General features: G+C 34.0%; 18 protein-coding genes, 2 tRNA genes and 2 pseudogenes. 16 read left to right on the plus strand and 6 right to left on the minus strand.

Features of this window, described 5'->3' with window-relative positions; translation table 11 throughout:
- The first annotated feature begins 213 nt into the window (after positions 1-213).
- A protein-coding gene (locus OPR30_RS01010; RefSeq protein WP_265030479.1) for an IS5 family transposase occupies positions 214-1046 on the plus strand; the annotation gives its coding sequence in 2 pieces (ribosomal slippage) (positions 214-580 and positions 580-1046; 834 coding nt in all).
- On the plus strand, positions 1043-2005 hold the full coding sequence (locus OPR30_RS01015) for a hypothetical protein (protein WP_265030862.1): 963 nt from the start codon (positions 1043-1045) through the stop codon (positions 2003-2005). Before OPR30_RS01010 ends, OPR30_RS01015 begins: the two co-directional genes overlap by 4 nt.
- 124 nt (positions 2006-2129) lie before the next feature.
- Here the strand turns inward: OPR30_RS01015 and ftsH are convergent, their stop codons facing one another.
- From ftsH to OPR30_RS01030, 3 genes are all read right to left on the minus strand, one after another.
- Positions 2130-3959, minus strand: a complete 1830-nt coding sequence (gene ftsH, locus OPR30_RS01020) for an ATP-dependent zinc metalloprotease FtsH (RefSeq protein WP_007302206.1) — start codon at positions 3957-3959, stop codon at positions 2130-2132.
- A gap of 12 nt (positions 3960-3971) precedes the next feature.
- Entirely contained in the window at positions 3972-5267 is a 1296-nt protein-coding gene (gene tilS / locus OPR30_RS01025; protein ID WP_265031105.1) for a tRNA lysidine(34) synthetase TilS, read from the minus strand.
- Positions 5268-5417: 150 nt separating this feature from the next.
- Entirely contained in the window at positions 5418-5897 is a 480-nt protein-coding gene (locus OPR30_RS01030) for an OmpA family protein (RefSeq protein WP_265030864.1), read from the minus strand.
- Positions 5898-6176: 279 nt separating this feature from the next.
- Between OPR30_RS01030 and OPR30_RS01035 the strand changes: the two genes are divergently transcribed.
- The 10 genes and pseudogenes from OPR30_RS01035 to OPR30_RS01080 all read left to right on the plus strand — a co-directional run bounded on the left by OPR30_RS01035 (position 6177) and on the right by OPR30_RS01080 (position 15962).
- Entirely contained in the window at positions 6177-7595 is a 1419-nt protein-coding gene (locus OPR30_RS01035) for a gluzincin family metallopeptidase (RefSeq protein ID WP_265030866.1), read from the plus strand.
- A gap of 20 nt (positions 7596-7615) precedes the next feature.
- Positions 7616-8683, plus strand: coding sequence for a rod shape-determining protein (locus OPR30_RS01040; RefSeq protein WP_064085834.1), 1068 nt, complete (start codon positions 7616-7618; stop codon positions 8681-8683).
- A gap of 227 nt (positions 8684-8910) precedes the next feature.
- Complete coding sequence (gene mnmA / locus OPR30_RS01045; protein WP_265030868.1) at positions 8911-10023, plus strand: tRNA 2-thiouridine(34) synthase MnmA; 1113 nt, start codon at positions 8911-8913, stop codon at positions 10021-10023.
- Positions 10024-10135: 112 nt separating this feature from the next.
- Positions 10136-11323: a WD1261 family protein gene (locus tag OPR30_RS01050; RefSeq protein ID WP_265030869.1), complete on the plus strand. Its 1188-nt coding sequence runs from the start codon at positions 10136-10138 to the stop codon at positions 11321-11323.
- A 111-nt stretch (positions 11324-11434) separates the two neighbouring features.
- Positions 11435-11941: an inorganic diphosphatase gene (gene ppa, locus OPR30_RS01055; protein ID WP_265030871.1), complete on the plus strand. Its 507-nt coding sequence runs from the start codon at positions 11435-11437 to the stop codon at positions 11939-11941.
- A 98-nt stretch (positions 11942-12039) separates the two neighbouring features.
- Positions 12040-12130, plus strand: a tRNA-Ser gene (locus OPR30_RS01060).
- Between the two features lie 118 nt (positions 12131-12248).
- Positions 12249-13376, plus strand: a complete 1128-nt coding sequence (locus OPR30_RS01065; protein ID WP_265030872.1) for a SurA N-terminal domain-containing protein — start codon at positions 12249-12251, stop codon at positions 13374-13376.
- Positions 13377-13409: 33 nt separating this feature from the next.
- Entirely contained in the window at positions 13410-14039 is a 630-nt protein-coding gene (locus tag OPR30_RS01070) for a ferredoxin reductase domain-containing protein (protein ID WP_265030873.1), read from the plus strand.
- Entirely contained in the window at positions 14023-14574 is a 552-nt protein-coding gene (locus OPR30_RS01075) for a 5-formyltetrahydrofolate cyclo-ligase (protein WP_265030875.1), read from the plus strand. The genes OPR30_RS01070 and OPR30_RS01075 overlap by 17 nt, the downstream gene beginning before the upstream one ends.
- A 109-nt stretch (positions 14575-14683) precedes the next feature.
- A pseudogene (locus OPR30_RS01080) lies at positions 14684-15962 on the plus strand (IS4-like element ISWpi18 family transposase).
- 251 nt (positions 15963-16213) lie between these two features.
- Here the strand turns inward: OPR30_RS01080 and OPR30_RS06385 are convergent.
- Positions 16214-17114: pseudogene (locus tag OPR30_RS06385) on the minus strand (IS5 family transposase).
- 231 nt (positions 17115-17345) lie between these two features.
- Between OPR30_RS06385 and cutA the strand changes: the two are divergent.
- The 3 genes from cutA (at position 17346) to OPR30_RS01110 (ending at position 18310) form a co-directional block, all read left to right on the plus strand.
- Positions 17346-17681, plus strand: coding sequence for a divalent-cation tolerance protein CutA (gene cutA / locus OPR30_RS01100; protein ID WP_264377446.1), 336 nt, complete (start codon positions 17346-17348; stop codon positions 17679-17681).
- Positions 17672-17743: transfer RNA gene (locus tag OPR30_RS01105), tRNA-Gln, on the plus strand. The genes cutA and OPR30_RS01105 overlap by 10 nt, the downstream gene beginning before the upstream one ends.
- A gap of 138 nt (positions 17744-17881) precedes the next feature.
- A complete protein-coding gene (locus OPR30_RS01110) occupies positions 17882-18310 on the plus strand; it encodes a hypothetical protein (RefSeq protein ID WP_236607905.1) in 429 nt (142 codons plus the stop codon).
- Here the strand turns inward: OPR30_RS01110 and OPR30_RS01115 are convergent.
- Entirely contained in the window at positions 18307-18597 is a 291-nt protein-coding gene (locus OPR30_RS01115) for a hypothetical protein (protein ID WP_007301973.1), read from the minus strand. The genes OPR30_RS01110 and OPR30_RS01115 overlap by 4 nt on opposite strands.
- Positions 18598-19037: 440 nt before the next feature.
- A complete protein-coding gene (gene dapE / locus OPR30_RS01120) occupies positions 19038-20234 on the minus strand; it encodes a succinyl-diaminopimelate desuccinylase (protein ID WP_265030877.1) in 1197 nt (398 codons plus the stop codon).
- A gap of 42 nt (positions 20235-20276) precedes the next feature.
- Between dapE and OPR30_RS01125 the strand changes: the two genes are divergently transcribed.
- The gene (locus tag OPR30_RS01125; protein WP_265030878.1) at positions 20277-21533 is read left to right on the plus strand and encodes an iron-containing alcohol dehydrogenase; all 1257 of its coding nucleotides are present in this window, start codon (positions 20277-20279) and stop codon (positions 21531-21533) included.
- Positions 21534-21803: the final 270 nt, after the last annotated feature.

Here is a 21803-nt window from a genome sequence, read left to right on the forward strand (position 1 = left end):
AGAAGCTTTTACATCCTAAAACATAACTTAGATAGGCTAATGTAAGAAAATTTTTAAACGAATAAATTGAATTTATCTGTACTGTATATTACTTATTTGGTAAAATTACTTTGGTGAAATAGCATATAAAAGTTGAGGCTAATTATGAATATTAGAGGTTGTCCGGAAACTAGTAAAAGGCTATGATATTTGAAATTTTAGTATGGGGTAAAGATGAGAAAAAAGTATCCAACAGATCTAAGTGAAAGGGAGTGGGCACAAATAGAGAAGTACTTCAGAGTATCATACAAAAAAGGAGGAAGACCGCCAAAATATAGTAAAAGAAAAATGTTAGAGGGAATTTTCTATGTATTGCGTACAGGGTGCCAATGGCGGTATTTACCAAATGATTTTCCGCTATGGAAGACTGTATATGAGCAGTTTAGGCAATGGAAGAAACAGAGGATTTTTGAGAAAATGAACTATGATATCACTAAATATAGTAGGTCAAAAATGGGAAGAAATGAAGAGCCGAGCGCATGCATAGTGGACAGTCAGTCGGTAAAAACCACGGAAAAAGGGGGATCAAAGGTTATGATGGTGCAAAAAAGGTAAAGGGGAGAAAAAGACATATAATCACAGATACTCAAGGATTTGTGCTTGGTTGCTATGTAGGAGCTGCAAGCGAAAATGACAGAGATGGGGTGAAGATGGCATTGGACAATATGAAGAAAAAATACAGCAATATTAAGAAAATGTGGGCTGATATGGGGTACCAAGGAAAAGATTTAAAAACCCATATAGAGGAGGAATATGGGATAGACATTGAAATTGTGAAAAGGCCTCCATGTAGGTTTTGGGTGCATAAAGATACACCACTAGAACTATTGCCACAACGGGATCCTGGATTTTCAGTACAGCCGAGAAGGTGGGTGGTAGAGAGGACTTTTGCTTGGATCAATAGAAATAGAAGACTATCAAAGGAGTACGATTTACTTACAACATCTACTGAAAGTTTCATATATCTGGCTATGAGTAAAGTTATGTTAAGTAGGAAATATGCTTGAGTTTACTAGTTTCCGGACAACCTCTTAAAGAACGCAAGGATTTCCAGCAGGAGTTATTAGGAATTGTTTTCAATATACTCGTAGAAAATGAAGATAGCACCATAGAAACTATGGAAACAAGAGCAGTAGAGATAATTAAAAAACTAAAGGAACACATTAATGATGATATAGAGTATGGTGGTCAAAAAAAGCCAATTTTAGATTGGGTTATTGTTTGTGATTCTCAGAATAATGTCAGACTAAATAACAAGTCGCTATTAAAATTTGAGAAGGCAATTAAGGATATTAGAGGAAGAGCACCGCTAAATGAAATAGAAAGTATAATAAGGTTGTTAGTAGAACAAGCACAGCTAAATCATGTTAGAATTAGAGATGAAAGAGAAGTACCACTAAACCTCTTTGAGGAAAACATAATAATGAGAGAACGAAGAAGGGCAAGAGAACAACAAATGCGGCCAAATTTTGTTAGAGAAAGAGAAGCGTCATTGAATCTCTCTGGAAACAGGAGTGAAAATATAAGAAGACCAGGAGAACAAATGCAGCCAAGTGAAGTATCACTAAATCTCTCCGAAAATAGGGATGAATATACAATAATGAGAGAACGAAGAAGAGCGGGAAGGCGAATGCGGCCAAATTTTGTTAGACGTGAAAGAGAAGTACCACTTAGTTCAAAAATAGGACAATTAATTGGTGTAGTTTCATCCATAATTGTAGGTGCTTTCATTGGTATAATGGTTGGTATGGTCATTGCTGGTTTATGTATTGAGCTTTGTGTAATCACCACTGCAGAACCGATTCTTCTCATCATGGGTGCTACTGCTGTTATAGGAGCTATTGTAGCAGGAACTGCTCCTGTATTAAAGCTAATAGAGATGCAAGAACCTAATCTTTCTCCTAGTAGAGGTCTGGAAAGCTCTAATACTGAACATACTTATTTAAATAGGCAAAGAGTTATTTAGAAAAAAATTGGAATAATGTTCAGAAAAGTCCATTTATAAAATACATCGGCTTAACTATGATCTTATAACTTAAGCTAATTAATTAAAAATTTTTGTTTTAGCGGTTAAATAAAGCCAGATTTGATTAGAGAGAGGATCTCCTTACCTCTTCCTTACCTTCATTTTCATTTCTAACAATTTTTTTTCCACTTAATATGTCTCTTATTTCATCTCCTGTTAAAGTTTCAAACTCCAGTAGATTTTCAGCAATGAGCTCCAAGTCTTTCCTACGCTTGGTTAAAATGTCTTTTGCTTTTTCATAGCAAGAAAAGACAACTTTCTTTATTTCTTCATCTATAAGTCTTAACGTATCTTCAGAAATTGTCTCAGAATCATGTGTGATTTGTTCACGATTGTGATATATTGGCCCTATTTTGTCACTCATTCCCCATTTTGTCACCATAGCACGTGATAAATCTGATGCTAGTTTTATATCTGAAGATGCGCCGCTTGTGACTTTATCATAGCCAAAAATTAGCTCTTCTGCCACACGTCCACCCATTGCAACAGTTATATCTGCTAGCATCTTTTCTCTTGTGAGGGACACTCTATCTGTTTCTGGTAGTCTCATAACTAAACCGAGTGCTCTACCACGTGGAATAATTGTTGCTTTGTGTATAGGATCAGAAGCAGGCATATTAACTGCAACTACTGCATGACCAGCTTCATGGTAAGCAGTAAGCTTTTTTTCTTCTTCTGTAATGACTAAGGACCTTCTTTCCATGCCCATCATCACTTTATCACGTGCATACTCAAAATCATCCATGGTAACAATTTTCTTATTTCTTCTTGCAGCAATAAGCGCAGATTCATTCACTAAATTTGCTAGATCAGCTCCTGAAAAACCTGGCGTTCCCCTCGCAACTGTTTTTACGTTTACATCTGGTGCTATCGATATTTTCTTTATATGCGTATTTAATATTCTTTCACGCCCATTTATATCAGGTAAAGAAATAGTAATCTGTCGGTCAAAACGACCAGGTCTAAGTAGTGCTGGATCTAGCACGTCTGGACGGTTAGTTGCAGCAACTATTATCACACCTTCATTAGACTCGAAACCATCCATTTCAACCAGTAATTGATTTAATGTTTGTTCCCTTTCATCATTACCGCCACCAAGACCAATGCCGCGATGCCTACCCACTGCATCTATTTCGTCTATGAAAATTATACAAGGAGCATTTTTCTTACCTTGATCAAACATATCACGAACACGGCTTGCACCAACACCGACAAACATTTCAACGAAATCAGATCCAGAAATACTAAAAAACGGTACATTAGCTTCACCTGCAATTGCACGAGCAAGTAGAGTTTTACCAGTTCCAGGGGAACCAATTAAAAGACATCCTTTGGGTATCTTCCCACCTAACACTTGAAATTTTTGCCTTTGTTTAAGAAAATCAACAATTTCAACCAACTCTTCTTTTGCTTCATCAATCCCAGCAACATCATCAAATGTCACTTTTTTTCCAGTAGTCATAAGCCTAGCTTTTGATTTGCCAAAGCTTATAGTTCTATTACCTCCTGCTTGCGTTTGTTTAAAAAGGAAAAGTAATAAACCGATAAAGATAAGCGTCGGAACCCATTGAATAAGTAATCCACCAATTATACCTATTGCAGAGTCTCCAATTGAAAAGGAGAACTTCACTTTCCTATCATGCAAACTTTTTATTAAGTCACTATATATAACACCACTTGAGTTAAAGGCTGACCCATCCCTAAACTTCCCTTCGATGCTTTGGTTTCTTATTGTAATATTTTCTATATCATTATCTTCTAGTCTAGTTAAAAATTCTGAAAAAGGTATGGTTGTTTTACTCTTACCTATACTTCCGCTAAATTGAATATAAGCAACTGAAATAAGAACAATAATCACTAACCAGATCAATAAGCCTTCTAAAAATTTTTTCATTTACATTTCTAATTAAATACTAATCAAGCTTACCAAATTTTGTTTTATCGTGCTATTAATAATGAATCGAACCTTATCATCATCGGTATTTTTTCCGTTATAATTTACATCAGGATAAGCAAGCATCTTTCCATCTTTTTGTACTGTAGGCAAAGAATAGTAAACTTCAGAGCAATAATCATAATTTTTTAGAAATTCAGGGATTTTTTGTGTTTTCTTTAGTGGAGCAATAGTTACTGAACACTCCTGATCTCCAAATATTGTGCAGCTAAACCTGTTATCCCATTCAATAGAACCATTTAATGGTAAGTGTACAGTAATTTCCTGTATCTTTGACGATTCTCTCATTATCAGAATACTTTCTCCATATTTTCTTATTTTGCATCCATAGAGTGTGCAATTAACATCACTATTTTGTTGCAATATTCTATTAAATATTGCAACAAGGCTGTTGTATCTTGGTTTATAGTATTTACCACAGATTGCCATTATAGAATAAAGAAGGAGCCTTAAGGCTATTTCCTCTGGCAGTTTATAAAATTCACTTAGTTTAATTTCAATATAACCAAGATCATGAACATTAATACAGTCATTAAATGCAAGGCGTGTGTAGTGCATCAACGCTTTTGCAGCTCTTTTCATATGAAGGGCTGTAAGGCATATTCGCTCTGTTAGAACATCTTGATTATCACTTGCTTTAAGCAAGTTACGGTATAAAGTTCGCCTGTATTTCAAGTCATAATTGCTTCTATCTTCGATCCATCTTAACTGGTGAAGCTGAGCATACCTTTCTATTTTACTACGACTGAAATTTAACAATGGCCTAAATACATAAATACCATTGAAGAAAGATTTGTAGTCCATTGATGATAATCCATCTACGCCACTACCTCGCTCTAATCTCAACAAGAACGTTTCTGCTTGATCATTTTCGTGGTGAGCAACAAATAAATATTTAACATTATTGTTTTTACACCATTCTATTAATAACTTGTATCGTGCTTTTCGTGCCTGTAACTGAATATTGCCTTTAATATTTTTTTTCTCCCAATTTAATACGAATGACTCCCTTGCTCCAAGTTCTTTTGCGTAACTTATAGCAAAATGAGCTTCTTTTTGAGATTCTAAACGTAACCCATGATTTACTGTTAATGCTATAGGGGCTAAAAGCTTACTTTTTTTTGCCCAGTTAATCATTAAGTGCAATAAAACTACGCTATCTATACCACCTGATACTGCAACCGCAACTTGATTATCATGAAAAGCAAAGTTATTAACTATATTTTGAAATGACAGCTCCAATTGCATTATGTCTCGGTTAGGTAGTTTATATCTCTCTACATTATACTGCCCACAGGACTTCAATACAAGTTCAACTAACAATCAGTGGAAGCAACGGATTTGCACGTTGTATCATCCCAGTGCTAAACACTGGGATCCAGGTTTTAACGCAAGAAACTATTTCTTTATTCCAGAAAATGAAAATTCTACTCTACGATTTTTAGCATGTTCTTTTTCGTACTTAGAATTTTTAGAATCATCTTTTACGTCAACCAAAGGCTCAGTTTCACCTTTAGAAGCAGTTTTGATTCTATTTTCTAGGTAAGGCGTACAGCTGACCATAAACTTTTTAGCTGCATCTGCTCTTCTAGCACCTAATGCAAGATTATATTCATGAGAACCACGATTATCAGTATGACCAGTTAAAGTAACCTTCGCATCAGGGTTATCTTGTAACACTTCCATTGCATCAAGCAATGCATCTGCACTTATTTCAGTAATACTAGATTCATCGTAACCAAAGAAAACTCTTTTATCACCTATCTGCTTAACAACGGAATTCATTTTATTTGTTGCATTTACTCCTTTTTTAGGGCAAGAGCTTACGCCAGTAAGCAGTAAACAAAAACAACACATTATAACCAATCTACTCCACATTACTAAACCTCCATAAATTTTAAATATAGCGCATAATTTTAACTTTAGCACTAATGATCACTCTATACTATAATGTAGTCAAGAAAAATAAAATACTAAATATTTCACTTACAATACAATCTGACAATTAATTTTCTGATAAGATGCTCGATTTTTGTCGAAAAGTTCAATGAAGGAGTAAAAATACAATTTTTTATTGTACTTTAAGCAAATATACTTTTAACTTTATTATTAATCTATTACGATATTAAACAGATGTTTTCAAAACAATGAATAAAAATGAGATCTTATAAGTTTTTAGAAGAAGTATTACATAAGGTAAGGAATATCGAAAACACACTAAAACTACTAAGCAAAAGCCAATTGAATGTAGAGGACAAAGTTGAACAAATGTGTCTTCTAGAGGAAATCAGACATGAAATTATCTCTCATGATGCAATAAAAGAATCATTAGCTGACGCTCTTAGCAATAATAAGAGTGCAGACACTCCGCAGCTAAAGTTAATAGAGGGGATACATAAAAGCAATAGTGCTATTCCTGTTGATTTAGTAAAATCTTTGTCCAAAGCTAAGATTGAATGCCAAAACTTATGGAGGCTAACTAATTCTGAAATTAGTAACTTAGAAAAGCTGAAAGAATGCTTTACTAACCTAATTAAGCTTACTCGTGAAGCAGCTTCTATAAAATCGCAGCAATTAAAGCGCTCAAACTATGAGTCATTGCTTGCTGACTATGACTCTAATATCACAGAAAAGAACATAAAGGAAATATTTCCTAAGCTAGGTAAATTTTTTAGTGAAAATGTAGAGAAAGTAACTCAAAAGCAGAAGAAGGATAAGGTTACTAATATACAAAAAGTTACGGTTCAGAGACAGATTGAACTTGGTTCCTTATTCTTACAGCAAATGAGTGTTACACCAAATGAGATTTCCATTTCTTATTACGATTCTATCGATTATGATGAATCTGACCTTTGTTATGGTTTATTTTTACTTTTACGGCATACTGGTTATGCAATTCATCAAAAATGTTTAGCGCAAAATTCTATAAAGAGCTCAATTACAAAACATATTATGTATGAAACTCAAGGGTTATTCATGGAAAGGATCATTGGAACATCCAGAGAATTTATTGAGTTCATTCAACCACACATAAAGGAGAAACTTTCTACAAAAGGCAAAATTAATAGTAGTGTTGAAAATTTGTATTTGATTTTCAATAAAGTAAATCTTTCATCTTTTTTGAAGAATGCGGATGAATTTAGTTTATTGGCTCACATTATGCTAAGAACTAAATTAGAACAAGATCTAATAAATGGTACGTTAGAAGTTAAAGATCTACACGATAAATGGTTGGAAGGTATGAAGCATTACAAGATTTCAGTAAAAGCTAAAAATGAGCTAGACACTTATTTTCAAGATGAGTATTGGATAAGTGGTGTTATAGGCTACTTTCCTATTAAAGTCATAGCGTTAATCGCTGCTGTGCAGTTTTTTTCTTTCATTAAGAAAAATCATTACGAATTTTTAGATTCTATAGTAAAAGGAGATTTCAGTTTACTTATCGATTGGTTCTCTAAAAATGTATATAGTGCAAATTATGGCTTTTTGGAACAGCTAAAAAAGGTAACAGGTAGGGATTTAGATATTGAGTGCTACACTAGTTACTTATCTGAAAAGTATAATTTATCTCAATAAATGGTTTTCTTGAGTTGTGTATGAGTTTTGTTCAGAATTTAATCAGAAATTTTTTTACTTTCAAAGGTTTATTTGCTAGCGATATTGCTATAGATCTTGGTACTGCAAATACTTTAGTTTATCAGAAAAGTCAGGGGATAGTGCTTGATGAACCCTCAGTTGTAGCAAGAGTAAAAGAAAAAGGAAGTTACGTTCCTTATGCTTTTGGCAAAAAAGCTAAGATGATGCTCGGAAAAACACCTGGAGAAATAGAAGCGATAAGGCCCTTGAAAGACGGAGTTATTGCTGATTTTAAAAGCGCGGAAGAAATGTTAAAATATTTCATACGCAGCGCAAACACAAGATTCACTGTTAATAAGCCTAATATTATCATATGTGTTCCATCTGGATCTACCCCAGTTGAAAGGCGTGCTATACAAGATGCAGCAGAAAGTGCTGGTGCAAATGAAGTATTCTTAATTGAAGAACCAATGGCTGCAGCAATTGGGGCTGGACTTCCAGTTACCGAACCTGAAGGTTCTATGATTGTTGACATAGGAGGTGGTACAACTGAAGTTGCAATTATTTCTTTAGGTGGAATTGTTTATTCACGTTCTGCCAGAGTAGGTGGCGATATTATGGATGAGGCAATAAAGTCATACATTCGTGAAAATCATAAGTTATTGATTGGCGAAACAACTGCTGAAAAAATTAAGAAAAACGTCGGTTCAGCCAGTCTGCCAGTTGAAAACAACAAAGAGGGAATGATAATTAAAGGCAGGGATTTAGTGAGTGGTATGCCAAAAGAAATGCTTTTATCAGAATATCAAGTTGCAGAGAGCCTAATAGAGCCTGTACATCAGATAATTTCTGCTATTAGAACTGCACTGGAGAGTACTCCACCTGAACTTTCTTCTGATATAGTTGATAGAGGAATAATTTTATCTGGTGGAGGTGGGTTATTGCGCAACTTGAGTAAAGTTATTAGTGAAACAACAAAATTACCAGTTCGTGTTGCAGATGATCCACTTTGTTGTGTTGCCCTGGGTAGCGGAAAAGTACTTGAAAACATGGACTATTTTGGCCATGTTTTATTCAAGCAAGATTAAATTGTTTTTGAAGGCAGTTTATCGAATTGTTTTGATGGAATTATGTAATATAAATGAGATCCCAGTGTCACGCACCAAGTAATTTAAAGGCAACTTCCAGCAGGAAGGGGTGTCATCCCAGCGCTTGACACTGGAACTTGACTACAAATAAGTACGCTGTTTCGATGAAATTGTGTAATAGAAACTGGATTCCAGTGCTTGACACCAGGTTTGTGTTTATAAATTATATGCTAAAAGAATTTGAAATTGAACCTTTATTAAAAGATAAAGCTCCGCATCAAACTAAGGCTATTGTTGCAATGTCCGGGGGAGTTGATAGCTCCGTTGCTGCAGCACTGCTGTATAACCTTGGGTACGAAGTGATAGGTGTGACTCTTCAGCTATATGGCACTGATGGCAATGCTAATGCAAGAAAAGGTGCATGCTGCGCTGGACAAGATATTTATGACGCCAAACGCGTAGCTGAAAGTGTTGGCTTTCCTCATTATATTTTAAATTACGAAGAAACATTTAAAAAGGAAGTAATAGAAGATTTTGCGAATACTTACATGCGTGGGGAAACCCCCATACCATGTGTAAGATGCAACCAAACAGTAAAATTCCGTGATCTATTGCAAGTCACAAAAAATCTTGGTGCGGATGTGCTCGTAACAGGACATTACGTAAGAAGATTAGAAGAAAATGGTGAGGTAAAGTTGTGCAGAAGTGTTGATAAAAGTAAAGATCAAAGTTATTTTTTGTTTGCTACAACTGAGGAGCAGTTAAAGCTTTTGCGATTTCCACTAGGTGAGTTCTATAAAAGTGATATAAGAAAATTAGCAAAATATTTTAGCTTACAAATCTCTGAAAAGCCGGATAGTCAAGATATATGCTTTGTTTCCGAAAGCTATAGTAAAACAATAGCTAAATTAGCTCCACAATCTGTACAGAAAGGTAAAATAGTAGATATTCATGGAAAAGTGCTAGGTGAGCACAGCGGCATAGTAAATTTTACAGTGGGGCAGAGAAGAGGCCTCTGCATCGCACACAATGAGCCTCTTTACGTGATAAAAATTAATACAGAGAATAATGAGGTTATAGTAGGTCCGATCAACGCATTAATGCAAAAAAAAATATTGATCAAAGAGTTAAATTGGTTAGAACAACCAAAGGAAGGTATGGAAGTAACTGTGAAGCTCAGGTCATCACATGCAGGAAGTTTAGCAACAATACATTCAATTGACGAAAAAAATAAAGCCTGTGTCATTTTAAACGACGATTACTTTGGCATCAGTCCAGGTCAAGCCTGTGTAGCATATAAGGGCGAACAAGTTATCGGTGGAGGTTGGATATGCTCCTAACTTGGTGGTTTAATTTTTTAATGCAGAATGTAAACATACAATAAAATTTATTGCTGTTTTACCCTATATTCTTTATACTATAAAGATAATTATTATATTGTGGACTAGAGGGATGGTTAAAGAAGTTGAAAAATTAATCGAAATTGTTGGTAAAGGCAATTTATTAGAGGCCTTGTTTATTTTTTTAGGCAATTTTCAACATGCTAACTTAACTGGTAAAATAGACCACAGAAACCATATTGGTTTGTCTTCATTCGTTAGAAAAAAAGAGGAATCATTAGATAAATATTTTAACTTACAATTTAGTCTACAAGGGTTGTTCTTAATTTATACTCAAGCTTATAAAGCTCTTGTAGGGAATACTCAACTCAATACTCAAGAAGTAATTGATAAAATATATGCTGCAGTTGAAAATGATGGTGTGCTAGAAAGGCTGATAAGGGAAGTTATAGATCAAGCAGAATTAACAGAGGATCAAAAAAAATTAAAGCTTCTTAACGTTTTGGCAAATCCAAAGAGAAACCCAGTATTTGAAACAGTAGAAGATTTTGAAAATAAGGTATTTACTGACATCACAAAACTGTTAAATGAAAAATCTGATAAAGAGTTTTATTTTAATAAACTTGTTATCGATTGTTACTATTCTATTCATCAAGAGATAAAAGTAGATAGAGATGTGGCTTTATTATTTTCTCTATTATATTCTTTTGGAGGTGGTTATAAAAAACTTTTGTCACCTGATAAAATAGCAAAAAGAAAAGCTCTAGAATTAAATAGGAATCCGTTAATAAATGGTTATATAGTGTCTTTATCCAGTATACTACACCACGAAATTAATCTCACAAATGAAGATGGAATAACTAAGTATACAATCGATTATGATAATGTAGATAGGAAAGAGGAAGACTTGAAGTATGGATTCAAATTATATCCTATAAATATAAAAAACACCCTAGAGCAATTGTTAGAAAACCAAAATAGTGATGAATTTGAGCAATTAGTGACAAGCCCTGAGAATACATATTACTCAACCTCACAAGAAGAGAATAGATGTAGGCATTTCAATAAGAAAAATAAAGGCCATAGAAATACGTTCTGCAAACTAGCTTTAGGCATATTTGTATTGTCTGTTGGATTATATGCTACCGATTATTTCTTTATGGAGCAAAATTTGTTTAACTCAATGAGCCCACAAACTAATCTAATAATTGCTGCAGTACTGACTATTGTAGTAGTATATGCTTTATTTCAACTACTGAAATCACCACAAGATCCTCCACATTCAACGTTCAACTATTAATGGTTTTACAAATGGTCCTATGCAACCATAAACCTCTACTTATGAATGATAAATGTAGCACTTTTAAAGTGTATGCTATATAATATCTTCTCTTGAATAACGAGGTAATCCATGGATTTAAGCAAAATAACAACAAAACCAGATGCAATCAGTGTAGTAATTGAAATAAGTGCAAATGCTGAACCTGTAAAGTATGAATTTAATAAAGAGCTCGGATTATTACAAGTTGACAGATTTTTGTCTACCTCAATGACTTATCCTTGCAATTATGGATTTGTACCAAATACCTGCGCAGGTGATGGTGACCCTGCGGATGTTTTGGTGCTAACTCAATTTCCTTTAGCGCCTGGAGTTTTGATATCGGTGCGTCCAGTAGGTGCATTACTTACCAAAGACGAGAAAGGAGAGGATGAAAAAATATTAGCTGTACCTATCTCCAGTGTTGATAGCTATTATGACAATATAAAAAACTATTCTGATTTATCTAAAAACCTACTAGATAAAATAGCTCATTTCTTTTCTCATTATAAAGATTTAGAAAAGGGAAAAACGGTAACAGTTGGAGAATGGGCTGATGTGGAAAAAGCAAAAAAAATCATTGAAAAAAGTAGAAATTAGTTTGCATTAGAGCTGCTCAGAAAAATATTGTTGTTTTTTATGTTGCGGTTAAAAGCATTAGACAGGCAGTAAAGGTCTTGATATTATAGTAATAATTTGGAAGGGTGGCCGAGCGGCTGAAGGCGGCGGTTTGCTAAACCGTTATACGATTGAAAAGTCGTATCGAGGGTTCGAATCCCTCTCCTTCCGTATATTATTGTTTAGGTATTCATTACAGTAATTTCATCCTCTTTTTTAATTATTAAAAAGTTAGCTAGCGTTTATTCAGTATTTATTATAGAATTAGTTATTAGCTAAATAATTTTATATGCATAAAATACTAATTTTGATATTAATAATGCTGCCGCTTAGGTTACTTGCAACTGAGATTGAAATTGTTGCAGATGTAAATGGTGAGCCAATTTCAAATTTAGATATTGAAAGACGTATAAACTTCATAAATTCATTGCTTGGCACTCAGAAGATTAATCAAAAAGAGGTAAAATCTCAAATTCTAAGACAGTTAATAGACGAAATTATCATTGTCAGCGAAGCACAGAAGATGAATATAGAATTGAGTAACGAGGAGTTAAATAATGCTGTCACGTTATTCTTAACTCAAAGTTTAAAACTTGAGGCTGATGAAGTTGATCAATACGTAAAAAAGCATAATATAGATCTCAATACCCTAAAAAAACAAGTAAAGTGTCAGCTACTGTGGAACAAGATTATTGAAGTAGGAATTGTGCCACTTGTCAATATCAGCGATAAAGAAGTGGACGATGTAAGAAAACAAAAAGAGAAACCTGACTACCTTATTACATTTCAGGAGTTTGTAATTCCTGATCAGAAGATGGCTGAAGATTTAATAAAACAATTACGTAGCAGTAATAATCCAGAATCTTCAATAAAGATGAGCAAAGCAACCGTTAATTTAAGTCAGCTAAAAGGTAAACTCAGGGACGTTTTGGAAGGATTAGAAATCAGTGATGTAGCAGGTCCGGTTAGTTTAAGCGAAGGTTACTCTGTTATAAAAGTCATAGATAAAGTACAGCTTAATCATACAATGCTGAAAAGTACTTTAAAACTGAAACAGGTTGTAGTTGAAGGTTCAGAAAGTTTACTCTCTAATTTTAAGGAGCAAAAGGTCAGTTGTTTAAATTTTGACAAGTTAGCAGATGATTTCAAGTTGCCAAGCGTAAAAGAGTTTGAAATAAAAATGCGAAATTTAAATCCTGATTTACAGATTTTATTTAGTAAAACAAATATGAATGAAATAGTAGAATTAAGAGAAAATAGCACTGCAAAGTTGATGATGTTATGTGATATCAAAAATAATGCAATGGATATAGAAGCAATCAAACAGGAAATGTATCAACAAAAGATTATGATACAAAGCAACCTGTTATTGGATAATATGCGAAAAAATGCAGCTGTTAGTTATCAGTTTAATTGAAGTTAGAGAGGTTTTCTACTCCATAAAAAGTTTATGAAGAATATAATGCTCATTGGCGGTGGAGTTGGAAATGCAGTGTTATTTTCGATAGGGAAGGCATGTCTTGAAAACAATCATAAGGTTTTATATTTCGCTGGCTATAAAAAATTAAGTGATGTATTTAAACGAGCACTGATAGAACGTGCATCAAGTGCAGTAATTTGGGCATGTGAAGAAGGATTGATAGAAACAAGTAGAGATCAGGATAAATCCTTTCATGGTAATATAGTTAATGCAATAAGCTCATATCAGCAAGGAAAGTTAGGTAAAATTACTATTAGTTTAAACACTATAGATAAAATCATCACTATTGGTTCTGATAAAATGATGAAAGCTGTAAATGAAGCTAGAAAAACAATTTTAAAGCCATATCTGAAACCAAAACACATAGCAATATCATCAGTTAACTCTCCTATGCAGTGCATGATGAAAGAAATCTGCGCTCAATGTATTCAGCAACACATAAATAAGGAAACAGGAGAAATAAGTTTTGTTTATAGTTGCAGTAATCAAGATCAGGATATGGAGCTTGTTGACTTTGATTTTTTAAGTGAGCGCTTGAAGCAAAATAGTTTACAAGAAAAGCTCACTGCAAAATTGATAGAACATGTTCAAAGACACTAAACAGCACAAAGAGGAACTAAGGAAGCAATATAGAACCATAAGAAAAGATGTTGATGAAAGTTATTCTAGTTATGCAGCAAATTCTCTTATTAATCTCTTTAACAAAAACTTAAGTTGCGTTAAAGGTAAAACAATAGCAGCGTACATTCCAACAGACGGAGAAATTAATGTTGTGCCTTTGATGCATCATTTACTCGATTTAGGATATAAAGTAGCAATTCCTAATAAAAATAAGTTATTAAAATTTGAGGAATGGAATAAAGCAGATGAAGATATGATTCCCGACACAATCATTACCCCTATTGTTGCTTTTGATGATCATTTTAATAGGTTAGGTTTTGGCGGTGGTTGGTATGATGAAATGATAAAAAAATTACGGCCACTTGGAAAAATATTTATAGGTGTAGCCTATGAGAAGCAATATTGTAAAAATTTACCTGTAGAAAAACATGATCAAAAATTGGATATTATAATCACTGAGATGTGTGTTAGATGTAGAAGTGGATTGCTCAAAAAAGTGGATAGAAAGGAGTAGCATAGTCTCACTGCCATTAAGTTAAGGGGAAGTGATGGACTGTATTGTAAAATCAGGTAAGATCCACAAATTAAAAGAAGTAATGACATGAGTAAAAAAAAGAATAATCATGTTTATAAAAAATAAATTGATGAGTTTAAACTTTATAAACGCACACAGAGCATCCTCAAAAGACTTCTCACGAAAAAGAAAGCTGCCCTTCATTAATGTATTTCTCCTGATTTTTAGAAAGAGTGTAAAGTCATTACAAGTAATGCTTAATGAGTTTGTTCTGCATACAAGAAAAGATTACACAATTACGGCAAGTGCATTTACTCAAGCAAGAAAGAAGCTAAAGCATACTGCGTTTTCAGAGTTAAATGATGATATAGTTTCCCTATACTACCAAGATCAGGAATTTAAAACCCACCATGGCTTCAGAGTACTTGCATTTGATGCTTCAATACTGATTCTGCCAAAGAGCGACAAAATAATAGGCGAGTTTAGCTCAAGAGCAGTATGGAATGGAATCCAGAGATTTGAAGACTATACAAGTGCAACCTTTGAAGTTTGCTACGATGTGCTAAATAATATTGCAATAAAATCTGTGCTAAGTAGAGGTGACAGCTATGAGGTTGATTTAGCGATCGGTATGCTTGAATCCATAAAATCAGACGATTTGTTAATCTGTGATAGAGGATACGTATCTTATCGATTTCTTGCTGAGCTTACAGGAAGGAAAATCAATTATATAATTCGCTGTCCAAGTTCGTCTTTCAATGAAATAAACGCTATGTTTAAGCCGGAAAGCCCATCTAGTACGGTGGTAGTGTCTACCGCACCTATTAAAGTAGCAAGACAGCTACGAAAGCTAGGATTACCTGATGAGATGAAATTCAGGTTAGTCAAAATAATACTTTCTTCTGGAGAAGTTGAAGTGTTAGTAACATCATCTGTTAGATGAGCAAAGTTTTACAGTCGAAGAGTTTGAGAGATTATATTACTTGCGCTGGGGAGTAGAAACATTTTTTTCTAGGCTGAAGGGAAGATTAAATTTAGAGAATTTCACAGGAAAAAGTATTGAAACTATCAAGCAGGATTTTTGGTCAACTATCTTCATCAGTAATCTAGAAAGTATCATGATAGAAGATGATGAAGAGACATTGAGCGCACAGAATAGTAAACTAAAAAAAAGCATCAATAAATCTGTCTCATTTAATGCGATTAAAAACTTAGCCTTTGATATTTTTTCTACAGAGTCAGACATAGACTGCATTATGGATCGACTATCACAGTTATTTTTGATGAACACTTTAGTGGTAAGAAAAGGGAGAAGAGTTGATCGTCATAAGATATCTGATATTCGTTCACTCAACTACCAGAAAAGAGCTAGAAAACATGTGTTTTAAATTCAAGATATCTTTTCAGTATCATTGTATTAGTACATTCTTTGCAAAATAACCTGCAATTATTACTTTTTTAAATAACTTGCACTTTTCAGACTCCCTTTTCTTAAAAATTCACCCTAGTATTTACCATAATTATCAATCACTTCAAATTTTTTGTCCAATCTTAACTTCTCTTTCCCTTAACTTAATGGCAGTGACACTGGGATGGCTTTGTTGCATCACACTTTATGAGATGGTGATTTATGGTAAATTCATGTAACTATCTCAAATTTAGCCATACCAATATCAGTGAATTTATTAAGCAAATAGCATTTAGTTCTTTTTCTCGATTTATCTCAGATTTATTCCTAAAACTAAATCCGAATATTTGCTTTAATCTTGAGAAAAACCCTTCAATATAAGATCTTTTCCCATAATTTACTTCTTTTTCCATTCTTTCATGCCATCTTCACCGTATAATTTTATTAACCTAATAGCAGCATTCCTGTCAGACATATAATCTATTTCTGGATGTTCTGCCGCATTGTTTATTGGTGGAATTTTTGTCTTTATATCATATTCGTTACACAACTTATAAAACTTGTGCCTATCACATGCTCTATCTGCATATAGTGCTTTTATGGCATGCTGAAAATCAACTTCTTTTAGCAAATCACAAGTGATCAGAGTAGACACCGTTACTGTATTTTACAGCTATGGCTTTTTTGTTGTTTATATTCAACATTACGTGCAATTTTCTCGTTTGCTCATAGCCACTCTGTCAGTGCTATTTTCCTTGCTGTGTGTTGTTGTATATACTAATTCCTGTACTGTCTATAGCAATTTCGATATCTTCTATATTATTTTCTGCAATCATTTATCTTAATATTAAGTTTTTTTTGATGCTTGTGAATAGCTGCAAATCTCTTCCTATTTGTTGCAAATACCCTTTTATAAACCCGACTGTTTGTCTTAAACCAATTCTAAAGAAACTGACGATTATATGCACCAAAATCACAACTTTATCACTATAAATATAGTTGCCGCCCTGCATTTTTGGACTATTTTCATACCAATTTTCGATAGCTTCATCGATGTAACGAAAAATATTCCCCTTTTTTCAAGGAATTTGTTATATTCGTTTTGGTTACTGACTTTCATTTTCTGTGGCATATTTTTTCTTCAACAGTTAAATGGCTGTTTTATAATGAATTTTGTCAGTAACTGCCAGTTCTTTTCACTTGAGCGATGCAACAAAGCCATCCCAGACTGGGATAACAAGGGGAGAGCTACTAAATGACATCTTCAATTTCTGTGTGTCAAGCACTGAAGAGGTCTCTCCTATTTTCTCTTGATGAATAAATCTAAGTAGAGTATAGTAAAAATGCATTTATGTAGCGGTTAATGAGCAATTTAGTTTTAGTCTATATAACTTTTTCGAACTTGAAAGAGGCTAAGGCTATTTCTGAAGAATTGTTAAACGAGAAGTTAATTGTGTGTGTAAATATATTTCCTGAAGTAAATTCTCTGTATTTATGGGAAGGTAAAATTAATAGTAATTGTGAAGTAGTGGCAATTATGAAGAGTAGGAATGATCAGGCTGATAAGATTGTAGAAAAAATCGAGGCAATGCATTCTTATGATCAACCAGCCGTTGTGATAATACCCATAGGAAAAGCGAATAAATCTTTTACTAATTGGGTTAATAATGTTATTGATATAAAAAATATTGGGGTGTAGCCAAGTGGTAAGGCAGCGGTTTTTGATACCGCCACGCGAAGGTTCGAATCCTTCCACCCCAGCTTTATTGAAGTGTGCGTGAAATGATATCACTTTTTTATAAATTAAGGTTATTTAATTACATACTGGGCAGTTTGAAAGATATAGTTGTCAAGCTATTTCTTTTCACTCTGTATCTTTATACATCGAGCATTATGCTCATGTTTCTCACCAATGGTTTTTGGTATACTGTAGAGTTTAGCTCTTTCAAAAATGCATTTTACCATTTGTATCAATATTTAAAATGGTATTATGAAAATAGAGATGATTTGGGTTATGGAGTTTCTATTAGAATATTAGTAGCGTTTCTTACTCCGCATTTTCTCTACAAATTATTTTCTGGCACAGGCTGGAAGTCTTTTTTCAAGGAGAAGATAGTTCAGATACTCAGCACAAGAAGAAAAATGAGTAATAAACCAAATGGCAGTAGTTATGGTTATAGTAATAAGAACAGTTACGGTAACAATAATCTTCAAGAGGCAGAACGGAAAGTGAATATGATAAAGCAGCTATTAATCCAAGATATAGATGAAGCTATAGAAAAAAGATTAAATGATATTTTTCTTGGTGAGAGGGGTAAACCTCATTAAAAGGGCTTTATCTTTTTTAGAATTGGCTGTATTTTGTTTTTTACGTATAACGGATCGCAATCAGCCAGTATACATGTTTCAACAAAATCTTGACTGAAGTCTGATAGCCAGGAAATTGCTTTACGTTTCTCTACCAAGCTTTCTGTTTTTTTACAGTTACTTGCTGCATCAATCATTGCCTGTGATATCACTGATTGCCACAGTATGCAGTACCTTTGTATATCATCTAAAGTGCTATTTGCTTCGTGATGGTGAAAAAATTCTTTGAAATTGAAGTTATTTGACATTATGTACCTCTTTAAGTTGAAAATTAGAATTTGAAGTAGTGCGAAAGTTGTCTTGCTGAAGCGAGTAGCCTTTATGACAGTCAGACCGGGTTTTATGTGAGCTATAAATGTTTAAGAAATTATATCTGTTCAGATCTATGTGAAACCAGTGCTTCTTTTCTTGTTATCCGAGCTGGGATCCAGGTTGACAAAAGCGCTTTACAACGTTTTGTGTACAAAAACCAGTGTTGCATGACACTATTTGTTCTTATACCCTTTTTGTCTATCTTATTTTGTCACTCTGCTGAACAGATAATTTTCGCCAATAAGCTTTCTACTGAATTTTTGTTATTGAGCTCGCACAGATCAAAGACAAGTTTTGAGTCAAAAATACCCTTAATATTATAATAAGGGGCTGGTAAAATGTGTCTAGTAAGTTTTCTTCTCTATGCAACTGCACCTCAAGCTAATAATGGACCATCAGGCGTATTACCAATTACATTGATCTGGTTTAATATTTTATTAGTGGGGTAAAAATAATTTTTTATAAACTCCTTATATATAGCTGTTAATTTATGTATATCGTCTATTGATACGCATTCATTTACCTGATGTGCGGTTTTGTTGATCATACCAAATTCAATTACTGGACAAATATCCTTAATAAACGCAGCATCAGATGTGCCACCATTTGTACTCAGCACAGCATCAATGCCGGTAATTTTATTTATCGCATCAAGCATAATATCAGTATTTCTATCAGGAATAGAGAGAAAAACGTTTCTGCTGCTCTGCATAGACAGTTTATAATCGTTAGTTACACTAGAGCATATTTCATCAATCAGCTTATATAAGCCGTCAAGCGTCTGTATGTTGTTATATCGAATATTGAAACCTGCTGCTATTGAGCTAGGTATTAGATTATTAGTATTATTTCCAACGTCGATAGTAGTAATTTCGCAATGTGAAGGCTGAAAATATTTATTACCAGTATCAAAGTTGGTATCTTTTATCTTACTTAATATCGATATCATTTTATATATTGGGTTATCCGCTAGGTCTGGGTAGGCAACGTGCCCTTGTTTACCATGGCAAATCAATTTAAATGTTGCAGAACCTCTTCTACCTATTTTTATGGTATCACCTAATTTCTCACTACTCGTTGGTTCTCCAACTATACAAAAATCTATCTTTTTTTGCTTGCTTTTCATCCATTCCAAAACTTCCTTTGTTCCATGTTCTTCCGCGCTTTCTTCAGCACTGGTAATCAATGCACTGATTGAACCACTGAATCGAAACTTACCTGCAACTGAATCTACCATAGCAGCAATAAATGCGGCTATTCCACTTTTCATATCAGCTGCTCCTCTTCCATATAGCATTCCATCTCTAATTTCTGGCTTAAATGGATCAGATATCCAATCTTTTAACTCACCTGGTGGTACAACATCAACATGTCCAGCAAAACACAAGTTTGGTACTCCATTTATATATTTCGCATAAAGATTTTTAACTTTATTACCAAACTCTAAAATCTCACATTCAAAACCACTTTTCTTGAGAATGGCTGCTATATGCTCTATTGCCCCATCGTCTTTTGGTGTTATACTTTTAAAAGAAATTAATTTCTTAGTTAGTTCTACAGGGTCAATCTTCATACCAATCTTGAAATACTAACATTACCGTATTGTAAACATTCTATGCGATATTTAAAACAAATATTACAGCACACAGAACAAGTTCTTATTAGGGAAGTTGCTGATAATATCTATGAAATATGTAGACAATATGGAAATGACATTTTTCTGATTGCAGATGAAAATACAGCAAAACTTTTAAATAAAAACATATTTAATAAAATTTCTCACTTAATTATTCCAGCTACACCTGTCATTCCAGCGCGTGACTATGATGGATCGCAGTGTCACGCTACTTGGATGACACCAAATAGACTGAACAGAGCTGCTTCCCTCCAAGCTGTAAACCTAGTTAGAAATAAAGCAAAAGATAGTGACTTAATGGTTGCATTTGGCAGTGGCACTGTTAATGATATCTGTAAGTACGCAAGCTATTTAGAAGGCAAAGACTACATATCCTTTCCAACAGCTGCTTCCATGAATGGATACAGCTCTGCAAACGCTTCAATATTAGTTGATGGATATAAAAAATCGTTCGGAGCACATCTTCCAAAGGCAATATACATTGATACCGATATAATTGCCAATGCACCACCACGCCTCACATTAAGTGGATTTGCAGATTTCATCTGCCGTTCAACAGTACAAGCCGATTGGCTATTATCTCATCTATTACTTGGCACAGAATATAATGAACTCCCCTTTAAACTTGTTCGCAATCTGGAGGAAATTTTGCTCAGAGAACACTTGGCACTTGCTAAAAAAGATAAAAGAGTAGTTTTATTACTTATGGAAGCCTTATTGATTTCAGGACTCGGAATGGTGATGTCAAAAGGCAGTTACTCTGCAAGTCAAGGAGAACATATGATAGCTCATGCAATTGAGATGGTAACACAGGATTATTCCTCCTCGTTACATGGGGAAAAAATTGCTGTGACAACGATTACCATGGCTAACTTGCAAGAGGAGATATTGTCAATACGAAACCCGATTACCAAACCGATCACTTTAGATGTAAAACATATAACTCAGTGCTTTGGTAATACCGAATTTATAAAAATTCTAAAGCAGAAGCAAATGATGCAGCAAAAAATTCAAGAGATTATTTGCAAAGAATGGAGTAATATTTCTAGTTTAATTAAGCAAAATTTACTATCTGCAAAACACCTGCAGAAAGTATTTGAAGATCTATCAATTCCGTACTTACCGGAGCATCTTAATTGGAACAAAGAGCAATATTGCAAGGTAGTCAATCTTACATTTGCAACAAGAGATAGATTCACCTTTCTTGACCTGGCTGGTTGTATAGAAAAAAGTTAGATTTTGTGTATTCGTTCAGTAGGGTAGCAAAATAAGATAGACAAAAACACAGTAACAAATGGTGTCATGCAAGTAGCTATCCAGCCTTTCTTAACAACAAAAACTTAGCATGACTTTTGTGCTCAAAAAACTTCTGGATTCCAGCATCAAGTGCTGGAATGACATGGTAAAATATTATTCAAGTAGCCTCTGTCCCAGTACCTATTCGGTGTCATTCAAGTCAACTCTTTTCTTGTTATCCCAGTGCCTAGACACTGGGATCCAGAAAAC

The sequence above is a fragment of the Wolbachia endosymbiont (group B) of Athalia cordata genome (assembly GCF_947251845.1).
Taxonomy (GTDB): Bacteria; Pseudomonadota; Alphaproteobacteria; order Rickettsiales; family Anaplasmataceae; genus Wolbachia.